Below are 14,780 nucleotides of genomic sequence, written 5' to 3'. Positions count from 1 at the left end.
TGGAGGAACAGGATATGAGTCGGCTTTGGATAACAGGATACCGCAGCTATGAACTTGAAATCTTTGGTGATAAAGATCCCAAACTTGACGTAATTAGATATGTTTTAAAACGCGTGTTGAAAAACCGTCTTGAAACGGGGGTAGACTGGTTAATTACGGGCGCCCAATTAGGTATTGAACAGTGGGCCGTTGAAGCAGGTGCGGCACTTAAGACTGATTATCCAGAATTGAAAATCGCTGTGATGTTACCTTTTTTAGAATTCGGACAGCAATGGAACGAGTCTAATCAGGCAAAACTTTCCCAAATCTTAACAAAAGCGGACTTTACGGATAGCGTCAGCCACAAACCCTACCAAACACCGCAGCAATTGCGGGCCTATCAGCAGTTTATGCTTACCCATACAGATGAAGCAATTCTGATTTATGATCCTGAACATGAGGGAAAAGGGAAGTACGATTACGAGGCAGTACAACGCTGGCAACAGGAGCATCCGTATCCGTTTGAAATTATAAATTTCGATGATTTACAGGAAGCAGCCGATGAATATGCAGAAAATCAGAACAATAGTTTTAATTTAGATTAAAGTCTGATACAATGGAATACGTGTTACGCAGATATTACAATAATTATGAGGTGCTAAATATGGATAACATAAATCTTACTCCAAAAGATATTTTGCAAAAAGAATTTAAACCTAAGATGCGTGGCTACGATCCAGCAGATGTTGATACCTATTTGGATACAGTTATCAAAGATTACGAGACTTTTCAGAAAAACATCCAGCAATTAAAAGATGAGAATGAAAGATTACTTGATAAGATTGATGAATTAACAAAACAAGTTTCAGTAGGGAAGACTACTTCTAGTACACAGTCAGTCAACAACGCAACCAACATGGATATTTTAAAACGACTTTCCAACTTGGAACGTCGGGTGTTCGGTTCGCAATTGGATAATGGCGAAAACGAATCACATCGAATTTAATTATACTTTGTAAATCTCGGGTAATTGCGGTCTACTTTTGTAGGCTGAGGAAAGTCCATGCCCGCACAAGCTGCGATGCTTGTAGTGTTCGTGCTCGGTGAAAAAATAAGCTGGGGGATCTCTTTTAGAGATCACGGCGGAATACAGGACTAAGGCTTCGGCTATGTTCTCAAGTTCCCTAAGGTGCCACAGAAACGTAGCAACATAAGAAATTATGTTGATGGAACGCGGTAAACCCCACGAGCGGGCAACCCAAACATTGGTAGGGGCGCTTCACATATGGAATTGAACGAAATGTGGGGGCAGGTGTTTACACCTGGAGATAGATGATTACCCAAATTTGAATTGTACCTGAGAATTCATTTTGGACAAAACATGGCTTATAGAGGTTTACATTTCAGGAGACTAGGGTAGAAGTTCGCTTTTATCCTAGTTTTTTTTAGATTAAAAATAAAAAAGGTGAACAAATGGAAAAATTTAACTTAATCGCCACCTGTGCAAGCGGAATTGAAGCACTAGTTGGTAAAGAATTGCGCGAACTTGGTTATCAGGTACAAGTTGAAAACGGACGGGTTCGTTTTGAAGGAACCATTACCGATATTTTAAAAGCGAATTTGTGGCTCCGTACAGCTGACCGAGTCAAAATTATTGTGGCTGAATTTGAAGCCAAAACGTTTGACGATCTATTTGAACAAACAAAGAAGATTCACTGGGACCAATTACTTCCCATGGATGCTAGCTTTCCGGTGGAAGGACGCTCGCGAAACTCGCAGTTACATAGTGTCCCGGATGCCCAGGCAATTGTCAAAAAAGCGATTGTGAACCAACTTTCTGAGACCTATCATCGCCGGACACGCTTGCCCGAAACGGGTGCTTTATTTCCAATTGAAGTGGCTATTAATAAAGATCAAGTTCAGTTGACATTGGACACAACCGGCGACAGTCTGTTCAAGCGTGGTTATCGAGTTGATAAAGGTGGGGCGCCACTTAAAGAAAATATGGCAGCGGCGTTGGTGATGTTAACGAGCTGGAAGCCTGATATGCCCTTTATCGACCCAGTATGTGGATCAGGAACGATCCCGATTGAAGCTGCCTTAATTGGTCAAAACATTGCACCTGGGTTCAACCGCAACTTTGTGTGTGAGAAATGGGATTGGGTACCAGATAGCATTAGTGAACAGCTTCGCGATGAGGCTGACAGCCAAGCAAATTACGATGTAGATCTCGATATTTCCGGGTTCGATATCGATCAGAATATGATTGAGATTTCAAAAAGAAATGCATTGGAAGCTGGTTTAAGCTCTGTGGTTACGTTCAAACAGATGGCAGTCAAAGATTTTAGAACGGCTAAGATTAATGGCGTCATCGTCGCTAATCCTCCGTACGGACAACGGTTGAGTGACCAACAAGGGGTGCGTAAACTTTACCGAGAAATGGGCCAAGTTTACAAGCCATTGGCAACCTGGAGTAAATATATTTTAACAAGTGATCTTGAATTCGAACGTTTTTATGGTACTCAAGCAACTAAAAAACGTAAGCTATATAATGGTGCTTTACGAACTGATTATTTCCAGTACTGGGGAAAACCGGTTTGGCATCATGATGGAAAGCGTGAATAGAAATTAAAATGAAAAAAATTGCAATTATTGGTGGCGGCATTGTTGGGGCAACTGCGGCCTATCTTTTAAGTAAAGAGCCCGGGTACGCTGTTACTTTATTCGATCAGGAAACGGGACAGGCTACCAAAGCGGCAGCTGGCATCATTTCTCCTTGGCTATCCAAGCGACGTAACCAAAAATGGTATGCACTAGCAAGTGATGGTGCGCATTTTATTGCGCAATTAGCACAGGAAACTGGTATGTCACCACAAACGTATCTGCAGTCTGGAACTATCGTGACGCGCAAAGATCCACAAGCACTTGACGCACTGGAAGCGCTGGCGCATGAACGGCGTCAATCTGTCCCAATGATGGGCAAGATTGAACGCTTAACCAGGACGCAAATTAAAGAAAGAATGCCACTTGTCACTGCTGACCTGCAAGGTGTTTTTATTAGCGGCGGTGCGCGGATTGATGGCCAGCGGTTTGTTGCTGACTTATTGAAGTTGAGTCAACAAAATGGCAGTCAAATTTGGCATGAAAAAGTCATGTTAAAAAATGATCAGACTGTTCAAACGACGCACCAGGATTTGACTTTTGATGTGATTTTGTTGTGTGCGGGTGCTGGTGTGAATGAATTGTTGGCCCCATTAGGATATGAGGTTACTGTTCATCCGCAAAAAGGGCAATTAATTGAGTTAAAAGTACCGACTTATCCAGAAGACCAGTACGCCCCCGTCTTAATGCCGGAAGGGGAAAAGGACTTCATGCCTATTGGAAATGGTCGTTTGATCATCGGTGCCACCCATGAAAATGAACCAGAATTTGATCTGGAATTTACTCAGGAAGCTTTTGATGAGTTGGTGGCAAGTGCCCAGCGGATGGATGCAAATATCCACAAATCAGATTTATTAGCCACGCGGGTGGGCACACGAGCCTTTACAGATGATTTTTCACCGTTTTTTGGTTGGCTGCCAGAAAATTCTCATGTCTTAGTTGCTTCCGGTTTGGGATCTTCGGGACTGACTACGGGGCCTTTGGTAGCAAAATTGATGACCACCATGTTAACCCAACAAACCAGTTATGCAAATTATCAAAAGGATATTGAAACCTATTTGCACAAAAAGGAGTAGTGAACAAATTGCAACCGATAAAAAGAAATTATTATTATCAACCGGCGTTTTTGGGCAGTATTGCTTCATGGACGTGGACGCTATTAATTTTAGTGATGGGCGTCATTTTCTGGCTCGAAGTCACACACTTTAACTGGATTACGGCGGGCTTTTTTGTGGCTTTTATTGTGGTCGTTTTGGTCCAATATTTAACGCGAACATTAGAAGTTCAAGACGGCAATTTGATCATTAATCGTACCTTGCAGAAGACATGGCTCGTGATGAATATTGCCAACATCCAATCTTTACGGATAACTAAATTTGGGATTCAATTCATCTATAATGCAAATTCGCACTTCTTTTACTTAACCAAAAAAGATCGGTCCCAATTGTTTCAACTCTTAAAAAAGAATCATGCGCAAATTGTGGAGGAATAACTAATGACGGATATTGAAATTGCACAAAGCGTTAAAATGGACAAAATCACTAAGGTGGCTGAACGCCTTGGATTGGGCGAAGATGATATTGAGCCCTATGGTAGCTATAAAGCAAAAATAAACCTGCCTTTAAAAGCGAAACCGCAAACAAAACGCAAGTTGATCTTAGTGACTTCGATTAATCCTACGCCAGCTGGGGAGGGCAAGTCTACAGTTACGGTTGGTCTGGGAGATGCTTTCCACCTTCTTCATAAAAAGGTCGTGATTGCCTTACGTGAGCCGTCTTTAGGTCCTGTAATGGGAATGAAGGGTGGTGCTACTGGTGGCGGTTATGCGCAAGTGGTGCCCATGGAAGATATTAATCTTCATTTCACGGGGGATATGCATGCGCTGACAGCAGCCAATAATACACTAGCAGCCCTCATCGATAATCACATCCAGCAGGGAAATGAACTGGAAATTGATCAACGAAGAATTGTTTGGAAGCGGACGCTGGATATTAACGACCGGGCGCTGCGCAAAATTGTAATTGGTTTGGGTGGTCCTGTCCAAGGGGTTCCCCGCGAAGATGGGTTTGACATCACAGTCGCAAGTGAGCTCATGGCGATCCTCTGTCTGGCTAAGGATTTGCATGATTTGAAAGAGCGAATTAATCGGATTGTAATTGGTTATACACGGGAACGCCAACCAATTACGGTTAAAGACCTGCAAGTCGGTGGTGCCATTGCAGCTTTACTTAAAGAAGCCATTAAACCTAACTTGGTGCAGACGTTAGCACACACCCCTGCGATTGTGCATGGTGGACCGTTTGCAAATATTGCCCATGGTTGTAATAGTGTCCTGGCGACGCAAACGGCTCTTGATTTAGGTGATTATACGATTACAGAAGCTGGTTTTGGCGCGGATTTGGGAGCAGAAAAATTCTTGGATATTAAGGTGCCAGTCCTGCAAAAAACACCAGATACCATTGTAATCGTGGCAACAATTAAAGCCTTAAAATTAAATGGCGGTCAGCCTTTAGCGGAGTTGGCTACCGAAAATCTGGCCGCTTTGGCACATGGGTTTGCCAATCTGGAACATCATATTAACAGCATGAAGCGCTATGGGGTTCCGGTAGTTGTAGCTATTAATCGGTTTACGCAGGATACCCAAGCCGAAATTGATCAACTAGTTCAGGCTTGCCAAAAACTAGGTATTGAAGCCGTTGATACCGATGTGTGGGCAAAAGGCGGGGCTGGTGCGCTTGACTTAGCCCAGACGGTTCTTCAAACAGTTGAAGAAAGCAAAGAATTTACACCTTTGTACACTCCAGAAAGTAACCTCACGGAAAAAATTGACACTATTGTAACCAAAATTTATGGTGGCGCTCATGTTGACTATTCGAAAAAAGCGCTGAATCAATTACGGCGTTTTAAAAAACTAGGTTGGGATAAGCTGCCAGTTTGCATGGCAAAAACGCAGTACTCCCTCTCTGATGATGCCAAATTATTGGGAGCACCACAAGACTTTACCATCCATGTCAAATCGTTTGTCCCTAAGTTAGGGGCTGGGTTTATTGTTGCCATGACCGGAAACATCTTGACAATGCCGGGATTGCCTAAACATCCGGCCGCATTAGACATAGATATTGATGATAATGGAAAGATTAGTGGCTTATTCTAACACGAAATGAGGGTTTGAAAATGATTTTTATTGTGGATGCCATCCTAATTATTGCCGTGGTGGCCGCCGATCAGCTCGTTAAAAGCTGGATAGTCATGAATATTGGCCTGGGGGCTACCCATCAAGTCATCCCCGGAATATTATCTTTAACTAACATTCGTAATGACGGTGCAGCTTGGAGTATTCTAGAAGGTAAAACTTTCTTTTTCTACTTGATCACAATCGTTGCCGTGGGGGTATTAGGGTATTTTCTTTATCGCACGAGAGGACAATGGCTGTATCAAATTAGTCTCAGCTTTATGCTTGCTGGTGCACTCGGGAATTTCATTGATCGGATCCGACTGAAGTATGTCGTTGATATGTTTCAGCTTGATTTTATCAACTTTCCCATTTTTAATGTTGCTGATTTTGCGCTAACGATTGGTGTTATTTTACTTTTTATTGCCATTCTTAGAGAAGACCATTTGGAGGGATAACAGATGGCTACACACGAATTAACTATCCAAGCACAAACTGGACGAATCGACAAAGTACTGGCAGAAGCATTTTCTGACTTGACGCGCTCTCATATTCAGACCTTAATCAAAAATGACCATGTTTTGGTGAATGGCGGTATAGTCAAAAGCAAATATCATGTCCAATCAGGTGACATGATTCAGATCATTGACGAAGAAAAGCAGTTGACAGAACTTGAGCCCGAAAATATTCCGTTGGATATTGTTTATGAAGATGATGATGTTTTAGTTGTGAATAAACCGCAAGGAATGGTGGTCCACCCTGCTGCGGGTCATCCAAATCATACGTTAGTGAATGCGCTGCTTTATCACAGTCCATTAGCCACAATCAATGGGACGGTTCGTCCAGGAATTGTTCACCGTATTGATAAGGACACGTCTGGCCTGCTAATGGTTGCGAAAAATGACCTTGCTCAGCAAAGTTTGACAGCACAATTAAAGGCCAAAAGTAATACACGGCTTTATATTGCGTTAGTTCATGGAAATATCAAGGAAGATGAGGGGACAATTGATGCGCCAATTGGACGATCACCGAAGGATCGGAAGAAGCAAGCCATTGTAGCAAGTGGGCGTCCGGCCATTACCCATTTTAAGGTTTTAAAACGCTATGGTAATTACACGCTTATTCAGTGTCGTTTAGAGACGGGACGTACGCATCAAATTCGTGTCCATTTAAAGTATATTGGGCACCCGGTAGCTGGGGATCCCCTTTATGGTCCCCGAAAAACACTAAAAGGTAAGGGTCAGTTTTTGCATGCAAGTGTCTTAGGTTTCAAGCAACCCACAACTGGGGAATACTTAGAATTTAAGGCTCCACTTCCAGAGGTTTTTGAGAAGACGCTTAAATGGCTTGACACGCAATCTGAACATGGTTAAAGTTAATTCGAGATTAAGATCCAGCGGCGTAAAGCTTATCATTTGGTGAATTAAATTTGAGTAAACTCAAAATTTATTTGCCCCTATCTTAGAAGGGAAGTTAGCTAACTTGGAAAAAGAAATTATGGATACGATGGCAATGAAACGGGCGCTCACCCGAATTACATATGAAATTATCGAACGTAATCGCGGGGTGGAAGATCTTGTGATTATTGGCATCAAAACACGGGGTGTCTTTTTAGCGCAAAGAATTGCAGAACGCTTAAAGCAGTTAGAAAATGTTGAGGTACCTGTTGGTGAACTTAACGTCACTGCCTATCGTGACGATGTCCATCAATTAGATACGGATCCAAAATTGCCAGGAAAGCCAAACTTTGATTTTAGTTTGGAAGGGAAAAAAGTTATCTTGGTTGATGACGTATTATATACTGGGCGGACAATTCGGGCCGCAATGGATGCCATCATGGATATTGGACGACCTAAGCGAATTAACTTGGCCATACTGGTGGATCGTGGTCATCGTGAGTTACCAATTCGGGCCGATTTTGTTGGTAAAAATATTCCCACAGCTCAAAATGAAAAAATTGAAGTTTCTGTTTCTGAAATTGATGAAGAAGATTCGGTAAAAATTGTCAACCGCAAATAGTTAGATGGGGTGAGGACCATGAGCGAGCGATATTTAATTTTAGATGATGGTACGGTTTATCGTGGCCAAGCCTTTGGGTCTCCAGCAACCACATTTGGAGAAGTTGTTTTCAATACCAGTGCAACTGGTTATCAGCAAATTATCACAAACCAAATATATCACAATCAAATCATTGTTTTTTCTCAACCATCAATTGGTGGATATGGCATTGATCGTGCGAGCTATGAGTCAATCGAACCGACGTGCAAGGGAGTCATTGTTCGTGATGTAGCGGACGTCTCAACCAACCGCCAACGACGCTTATCTTTAGACGAATTTCTAAAGATCCAAAACATTCCCGGAATTAGTGGCATTGATACGCGTGCTTTGATTCATAAATTACGGGCGAAAGGGACGGTCAAAGGGAGTATTGTGGATCCGGTCAAGGATTTGGCCCACGCCTTTGACCAACTGAATGCCATTGTATTGACAAATCAGCAAGTCAGTCAGGTTTCCACGCCAAAAGCATATCCTAATCCAGGAACGGGACTAAACGTGGTGGTAGTTGATCTTGGCCTAAAACACGGCATTCTTCGCCAATTAAGTCAACGCAACTGTAACGTGACTGTCTTACCTTATTCATGTACAGCGGATCAAATTTTTGATTTGGATCCGGATGGCGTGATTCTTTCTACAGGACCCGGAAGTCCAACTGATTTACCTGATACGCTGGTGACAATGATTGCAGAAGTCGAACAGCGAATTCCGCTGTTTGCCATCGGGTTGGGTCACGAACTGTTTGCCATGGCAAATGGTGCGAGTGTGCAAGCCTTGCAATTTGAACATCACGGTGATAATCATCCAATATTGTCTATTATTACGGATGAAATCTTTTATGCCTCCCAGGGACAAGGGTATACGGTGGAACGAGATTCTGTCGATCGAAATAAAATGCTGATTACACATATCGATTTAGTTGATCAATCTGTTCAAGGGTTGCGCCACCGTGACTTTCCTGCATTTAGTGTCCAATTCTTTCCTGATGGGGCACCTGGGCCACTAGAAAGTTCTGAGCTTTTTGATGAATTCATTGAGATTATGACGACACGAATGGAGCGGTAGCATGGCACGAACAAAGTTGCAAAAAATTCTAATTATTGGTGCCGGACCGAATGAAATTGGGGTCGACACTGAACTTGAAACGGCAACCTTGCAAACTATCCAGGAGTTAGAAAAGGCTGTTAAAGAGGTTTATTTGGCTAGCAATAATGCGAACTCGGTGGCTGGTAATTATTTGGATACAGAACATTTCTTAATTAGTAAACTAGAAGTCAATACGCTGCTAGCGATTCTGAGAAAATACGATTTTGATGGCCTTATTCCGACGTTAGGTGGTGCTCCTGTTTTTGAAGTGCTTCATCAACTGGATGAGGCAGGGATATTTGATCAGTTGAACGTCCGGATTCTTGGCGTAAGTTTGCGTACAATTGCTAATACGCAAAATCCGGAAAGTTTAAATCGAATTTTACAAAATATTCATGAACCGTATATTCCCACGAATATTCTTAACGACACCAAAGAAGTGCTTAAATTTGTGCGTCGCATTGGCTATCCCGTGATTGTAAAACCGGTGGCCGCTATCAGTAATACGAGTCGCATGCGTTGTGAAAATGAGCATCAACTTAAAGAAATGTTGGCGTCAGCTTTCCGCATTTCAACGAGTCATCAAGTTGCAGTTGAAAAAAGCATCGTAGGCTTTAAAGAAATCGAGACCACGGTTGTGCGGGACAACGAAAATACGCGGATGTTGATCTGCGCTGCTGAAGATTTCAATCCGGTTGGGGTTCATGCAGACGACTCAATTGTGTTCACACCGACCCAGACTTTGACAGATCAAGAATTTCAGGCGATTCGTTCTTCGGCATTACGGATTGCCCAAGAATTCAAGGTACGGGGCGTTTGTCATATTCAATTTGCGTTAAACCAGACTACCGGTAATTATTATGTCATTCGGGTTAATCCTTATTTTGACCGTACGACGGCATTTGGCGCGCGGGCGACGGGCTATCCTTTAGCTTTAGTCTGCACTCAAATTGCTTTTGGACGCAATTTACGGAACATTAAAATTCCAGGTTTAAAACAACACGAATCACTAGCTTTAATTGAGCCAACGCTTGACCATATTGCAGTACGTTTTCCAACGTTTTCGTTTGCGAGCTTTGCCAATGCAAATCAAGAACTAAATACCCGCATGAAATCTACCGGAGCAGTCATTGCTTTTGGAAGGAGTACCGAAGAGGCCCTTTTGAAAGCCATTCGGTCAGTTGATTCAACTACCACGGCCGAGCAGGCGGCGTTGGACGAATCCCGGCTAAACGAGGGACAACTAATCAATGTTTTGGTCCATCCGACGGCGGGCGAGCTTTTTTATTTGCTTGAGGCGATTCGGCGGGGCTATCAGGTTGAAGAATTAGCCGAACTAACTAAAATTGATGCCTTTTATTTTTATAAATTAATTCATATTGTCCAAATTGAGAAAAAATTGCGTAAGCACCTCTTCGATATTGCGGTCTTACGGGAAGCTAAATATTATGGATATGGGGATTCGCAAATTGGTCGGTTGTGGAAGTGCTCCAATAAAAAAGTGCGAGAATTTCGCGAAAAGCAGCACATTCAACCCACTTTTAAGGGTATTGAGCCAACCGCCGGTGAGTTTCCTTACAGCAATCGTAGTTATTACACGACGTTTGAAATGGAAAATGAATCTCAGATTAGCGAACGGCCCAAAGCACTTATTTTGGGAACCGCCAATAATCAGGTAGGAACGAATACGGCCGCTGAATACGTGACGGTTCGAACAATTCGGGCCTGCCAAGAACTTGGCTTAGAAACCATTTTAATTAATAATAATCCTAGTGCAATTTCAATTCTGCCACGGCTTGCGGATAAATTGTACTTGGAACCCTTAACGGTTGAAAACTGCTTAAATGTTATTCATAGTGAACAGCCGGATTATGTGATTGCCCAAGGAAAATGGCAGATTGTGACGGATCTCATTGAAGCGGGCGTTAACATCACGCAGTTACCACTTTCAAGAACGTCTAGAGCGGAAAACGTTGAATCACACTACTTAGTGGTTGCTGAGAAAATTGGTACAGAAAGCCAAAATCTGGGCTGCTTTTATACTGCAGAAGATGCCAGCTTGCATTATCCCTCGCAAGCGAGCCCCACGATTGCGCAAAAAATTCAACGAATTACGCAGAGTGAGGTTGGCAAGCAGGCTGACGGGGTTTATCAAGTTATGTTTAAACAAGAAGGAAATCATCTTGTCGTCACTGGTTTGATTCCACTAGCAATTCAAGATATTCCGTTTATGAGTTATGCTTTACAACGAGATTTGTCCGCTGATTTAGTAAAATTGGCTTTAGGAAAAAGCCCACATGAATTTTCAAATGTCAAAGCGTCGGCGGCTGTTAAGTTAAAACTGACCCACGTTTTTCCTTATGAACATTTAGAAATTCCACAACCGCAAAATCCGCCATTTTCACTGGCAATCGGAGCTGCAATTTCAGAAGAATCGTAATCAAAACGGGTCTCTGTCAAATTGTATTGGTGGAGATTTTTGAAAAGCATGTTCACTTCGGTGAATGTGCTTTTTTTGTTTACGCATAAATTAAACTGATACGAATGAAAAAGTTATGAATATTTTGAAAACCAAAACAGCTACGCTTTAACACCTTAATTTTACGATTTAGTCCTTCAATAGGACCGTTGGAATACGGATAACGACAACTATTGAGAACAGCAGGACCATTCTTTATTAAAGTTGAGATAGTAATATCCATTTGGTTGCCAGCCGCCTTGTAGTTGGCAATCAAGGTTTTAAATCCAACCGCATCTTTTTGTTGAATGGCTGTTAGAATTCCTTGATAGGTTTGATACACAGTTTTAAATTCTGGAAATTCATCTAAGGCTAGGTCAATGGCGTTCTGTTGGGTCATGTATTCGTTGATACCGTGTAAATAGATAAGTTTAGTATCATTGACCTTTTCTTCTGCCAAATGGAACAAACGCCATTGAGATTTTAGAATGCGATAAACTCGGGAATGCTTATCTTGAAAAGTATGGATCACACGTGTACGTTCGTTATCCAGTGCCCGACCGGCAAGTTGAATAATGTGGAAACGGTCAATGATGGTTATTGCCTTAGGAAATAACCGATGAATAAAGCCAGCATACTCAGCATTCATATCAACGGTGATTGTTTGAACTTTCATACGTTCTTGAACTGAATAGCGAGCTTCAAAGTAATCAATGATATCCTTACTAAGGCGATCCTTAAGAATCACAATGCGGCGATGACTAACGGCATCGCAACAGTTAAAGGACATTAGATGATTACAGGAACGGAATTCATCAAAACAAAGATTTTGGGGGAGTGTTTTAACACGATAAGCTAAGTGAATATTCGCATTTAAAATGCGTTGAACACTACTTGGTGAAATCCCACAAATCTTAGCGATTTCTTTACTGGTCAGCATATCCCGAGCCAGAACAATTACTTGATGTTTCACATTATGCGTAAAAGTTTCATTACGTTTAACGAGGTTAGTTTGAGCACCACAGGTTTTTAAACACCGTTTACATTGATATCTTTGTCGTTTTAGCTGCATCTCATAACGTCCACCTGATAAGGTTCCCAATCTTAGATGGCCAATGTGAGTTCCATTTTTGATTAGAGATTTATGGCCACAATGAGGACATTTTAAAAGTTGATAGGAAAGGATAGCGTGAACGACATGAACGTGTTGCCCATTGGGATAATGTTCCTTAGTAATCTCAGTTACAGTTAAATTAGGGTCTGTTATTTCGAATAGGCTTAGGATAGAATTAGTTAGGGACATTTGTTTTTCCTCTTTTCGATTTTATTAGGCGATTAAATCGTAACACAAAGAGGGCAAATGTCCTTTTTTTTTTCAAAATAAAAACTGGTATCAGTTATTCACCAATACCAGAAAGTGTAGACCCATCAAAACGTCCCTAAGATCGCCATGGTCTTAGGGACGTTTTTGATGATAAAATGACTTAGACTTAAGATTGCTTGGTTTTTAACTGATTGACAACCTTTTCGTCAGGGTCAACGATTAAAGTATTTTGACCTTCGTAAATGACAAAACCTGGTTTAGCACCATTAGGCTTATGAACGCGTTTCGCTGCAACATAGTCAACCGGAACATGCGCCGAATTTTGCGCCTTAGAGAAATAGGCAGCCAAGGTTGCTGCTTCCACCAATGTCTGTTGTGATGGTTTATCTGTATGAATAATGACGTGTGAGCCGGGAATTTTTTGAGTGTGCAGCCAAATATCCGTCTTTTTAGCGGTTTTTAAAGTCAAGCGATCATTTTGAGCATCGTTTTTACCAACTGAGATTTTCGTACCATCAGTCGCATAGAAAACGTCTGGCTGGCTTGGTTTGACCCGTTTTTGTTTCCGTTTCTTTTGGTTAGGCTTGAGGTAGCCTTCTTTTTCGAGCTCTTCACGAATCTCATCTAAATCTTCTGGGTTAGCTAATTCAATTTGTGTCATGATGGTATCGAGATAATCAATTTCGGCATGCGTTTTGGCAAGCTGTTCATTAACAAAATGCACGGCGTTTTTAGCTTTTTGGTATTTTTTAAAGTATTTCTGCGCATTTTGCGAAGGCGAAATCTGGTTGGAAAGACTGATCTTGATAGCGCGATTTTCATCGTAATAATTAGGCAATGTAATTTCAGTCATGCCACGTTTGACTTGGTTTAAGTAGGTAGTGAGAATCTCTCCCTTGATTTTATAAGCATCCGCTTTTTCCGAGCTAGCAAGGGTTTGATCCAACTTTTTGAGTTTAGTCCGGTTTTTTTTCAGATCATTCTTCACAACGTGAACAAGGTTGCCAGCTTTTTGAATGACACGATCTCGTTGTGCTTTTGCAGCATAAAAGGTATCTAAGAGCCTACTTAAAGTGGGAAAAGTCTCTGTGGTACCAGCAAGCGTTAGATAAGGGAAGGCCGTGAAATTCGATTTTTTGTGATCACTAGTCATGGTGGGTTCTATATGATCAAATTTACTGAAAAATTCCGTGAAAGCCTGATCTGTGCTGTGCTGATGCAGGAAATAGGCAAGTTCCAAACTGGTGTCTTTATTTAAACCTTGATAAGTTTTTCGCAATTCTGTAGCCAAAACCTCTTGATTCGGGTATGTTTTTTGCAGTTGTTTATCCATGTGACTAGTATCTGTGAATGGATTCAGCTTATTTTGACTGGGTGGGGTGATATAGGTTGCACCGGGTAAGAGTAGCCGATAACGATTCTGATCCGCATTAATATGCTTAATCGTATCTAGAATAACCTTGGTCGTGTTATTAAGGAGGATAATATTACTGCGCCGTCCCATGATTTCAACGGCCAAAAGTAATTCCTCTGTATCACCAAGTTCATTTCTTTTTGAAAAAGAAAAATTGATGATGCGATCATTTTCAACCTGGGAAACGCTGTTCAAAATTGCGCCATCGAGATACTTGCGAAGCATCATGGCAAAATTGGTCGGAACAGCGGGGTTAGCATAAGGGATCTCCGTAATTTGTACCCGGGCATAATTAGGATGTGCAGATAGCAAAACAGGATAGTTTTTCCGGTGAGCCCGAAATGTGATGATTACTTCATTTTCATAGGGTTGATGAATTTTAGTGATCCGGCCACTTGTCAATACTTGATTAAGTTCACGGACCATTGCGTGTGTAAAGGAGCCGTCAAAGGACATATTGAAACCTACTTTCTTCTTGAATAAACTGTTACTATCTAGTATACCAGTGTCTAAGAGAAATGTGATAGACTTAGTACTTGGAAAACGGTTGGACAAGCTTAAGAAGATGTTTTTTGAAAAATCGTGAAAATATGCTATGATTGAAATATTAATTTTTAAGAAAGTTGAAGTT

13 protein-coding genes and 1 other RNA gene are annotated in these 14,780 nt (G+C 41.7%); 12 read left to right on the top strand and 2 right to left on the bottom strand.

The window, feature by feature from the left end; translation table 11 throughout:
- Window positions 1-14 precede the first annotated feature (14 nt).
- From ACLJJ6_RS05065 to ACLJJ6_RS05010, 12 genes are all read left to right on the top strand, one after another.
- Window positions 15-584 carry a DUF1273 domain-containing protein gene (locus ACLJJ6_RS05065; protein ID WP_412990342.1) on the top strand — a complete coding sequence of 190 codons (570 nt, stop codon included), beginning with the start codon at window positions 15-17 and terminating at the stop codon, window positions 582-584.
- Window positions 585-643: 59 nt separating this feature from the next.
- Complete coding sequence (gene gpsB, locus ACLJJ6_RS05060) at window positions 644-985, top strand: cell division regulator GpsB (RefSeq protein ID WP_412990341.1); 342 nt, start codon at window positions 644-646, stop codon at window positions 983-985.
- 12 nt (window positions 986-997) lie between these two features.
- An RNA gene (rnpB, locus tag ACLJJ6_RS05055) (RNase P RNA component class B) lies at window positions 998-1,373 on the top strand.
- 79 nt (window positions 1,374-1,452) lie between these two features.
- Complete coding sequence (locus ACLJJ6_RS05050) at window positions 1,453-2,604, top strand: THUMP domain-containing class I SAM-dependent RNA methyltransferase (protein WP_412990340.1); 1,152 nt, start codon at window positions 1,453-1,455, stop codon at window positions 2,602-2,604.
- Window positions 2,605-2,612: 8 nt separating this feature from the next.
- Window positions 2,613-3,716 (top strand): NAD(P)/FAD-dependent oxidoreductase, encoded by a 1,104-nt coding sequence (locus tag ACLJJ6_RS05045; protein ID WP_412990339.1) that lies wholly within the window; start codon window positions 2,613-2,615, stop codon window positions 3,714-3,716.
- 8 nt (window positions 3,717-3,724) lie between these two features.
- Window positions 3,725-4,132: an EbsA family protein gene (locus tag ACLJJ6_RS05040; protein WP_412990338.1), complete on the top strand. Its 408-nt coding sequence runs from the start codon at window positions 3,725-3,727 to the stop codon at window positions 4,130-4,132.
- A gap of 3 nt (window positions 4,133-4,135) precedes the next feature.
- Complete coding sequence (locus tag ACLJJ6_RS05035) at window positions 4,136-5,794, top strand: formate--tetrahydrofolate ligase (protein WP_412990337.1); 1,659 nt, start codon at window positions 4,136-4,138, stop codon at window positions 5,792-5,794.
- Window positions 5,795-5,814: 20 nt separating this feature from the next.
- A complete protein-coding gene (gene lspA / locus ACLJJ6_RS05030) occupies window positions 5,815-6,270 on the top strand; it encodes a signal peptidase II (protein ID WP_412990336.1) in 456 nt (151 codons plus the stop codon).
- Between the two features lie 3 nt (window positions 6,271-6,273).
- The gene (locus tag ACLJJ6_RS05025) at window positions 6,274-7,185 is read left to right on the top strand and encodes an RluA family pseudouridine synthase (RefSeq protein ID WP_412990335.1); all 912 of its coding nucleotides are present in this window, start codon (window positions 6,274-6,276) and stop codon (window positions 7,183-7,185) included.
- A 109-nt stretch (window positions 7,186-7,294) separates the two neighbouring features.
- A complete protein-coding gene (gene pyrR, locus ACLJJ6_RS05020) occupies window positions 7,295-7,831 on the top strand; it encodes a bifunctional pyr operon transcriptional regulator/uracil phosphoribosyltransferase PyrR (protein ID WP_412990334.1) in 537 nt (178 codons plus the stop codon).
- A gap of 18 nt (window positions 7,832-7,849) precedes the next feature.
- The gene (locus ACLJJ6_RS05015; RefSeq protein WP_412990333.1) at window positions 7,850-8,932 is read left to right on the top strand and encodes a carbamoyl phosphate synthase small subunit; all 1,083 of its coding nucleotides are present in this window, start codon (window positions 7,850-7,852) and stop codon (window positions 8,930-8,932) included.
- 1 nt (window position 8,933) lies between these two features.
- A complete protein-coding gene (locus ACLJJ6_RS05010) occupies window positions 8,934-11,393 on the top strand; it encodes a carbamoyl-phosphate synthase large subunit (protein ID WP_412990332.1) in 2,460 nt (819 codons plus the stop codon).
- A gap of 79 nt (window positions 11,394-11,472) precedes the next feature.
- Here the strand turns inward: ACLJJ6_RS05010 and ACLJJ6_RS05005 are convergent, their stop codons facing one another.
- Complete coding sequence (locus tag ACLJJ6_RS05005) at window positions 11,473-12,714, bottom strand: ISL3 family transposase (protein WP_412988180.1); 1,242 nt, start codon at window positions 12,712-12,714, stop codon at window positions 11,473-11,475.
- A 187-nt stretch (window positions 12,715-12,901) separates the two neighbouring features.
- On the bottom strand, window positions 12,902-14,605 hold the full coding sequence (locus ACLJJ6_RS05000; RefSeq protein ID WP_412990331.1) for an NFACT RNA binding domain-containing protein: 1,704 nt from the start codon (window positions 14,603-14,605) through the stop codon (window positions 12,902-12,904).
- Window positions 14,606-14,780: the final 175 nt, after the last annotated feature.

The organism is Pediococcus siamensis, assembly GCF_047220215.1.
GTDB classification, from domain to species: Bacteria; Bacillota; Bacilli; order Lactobacillales; family Lactobacillaceae; genus Pediococcus; species Pediococcus siamensis.
This window is presented reverse-complemented; position numbering and strand designations above follow the sequence as displayed.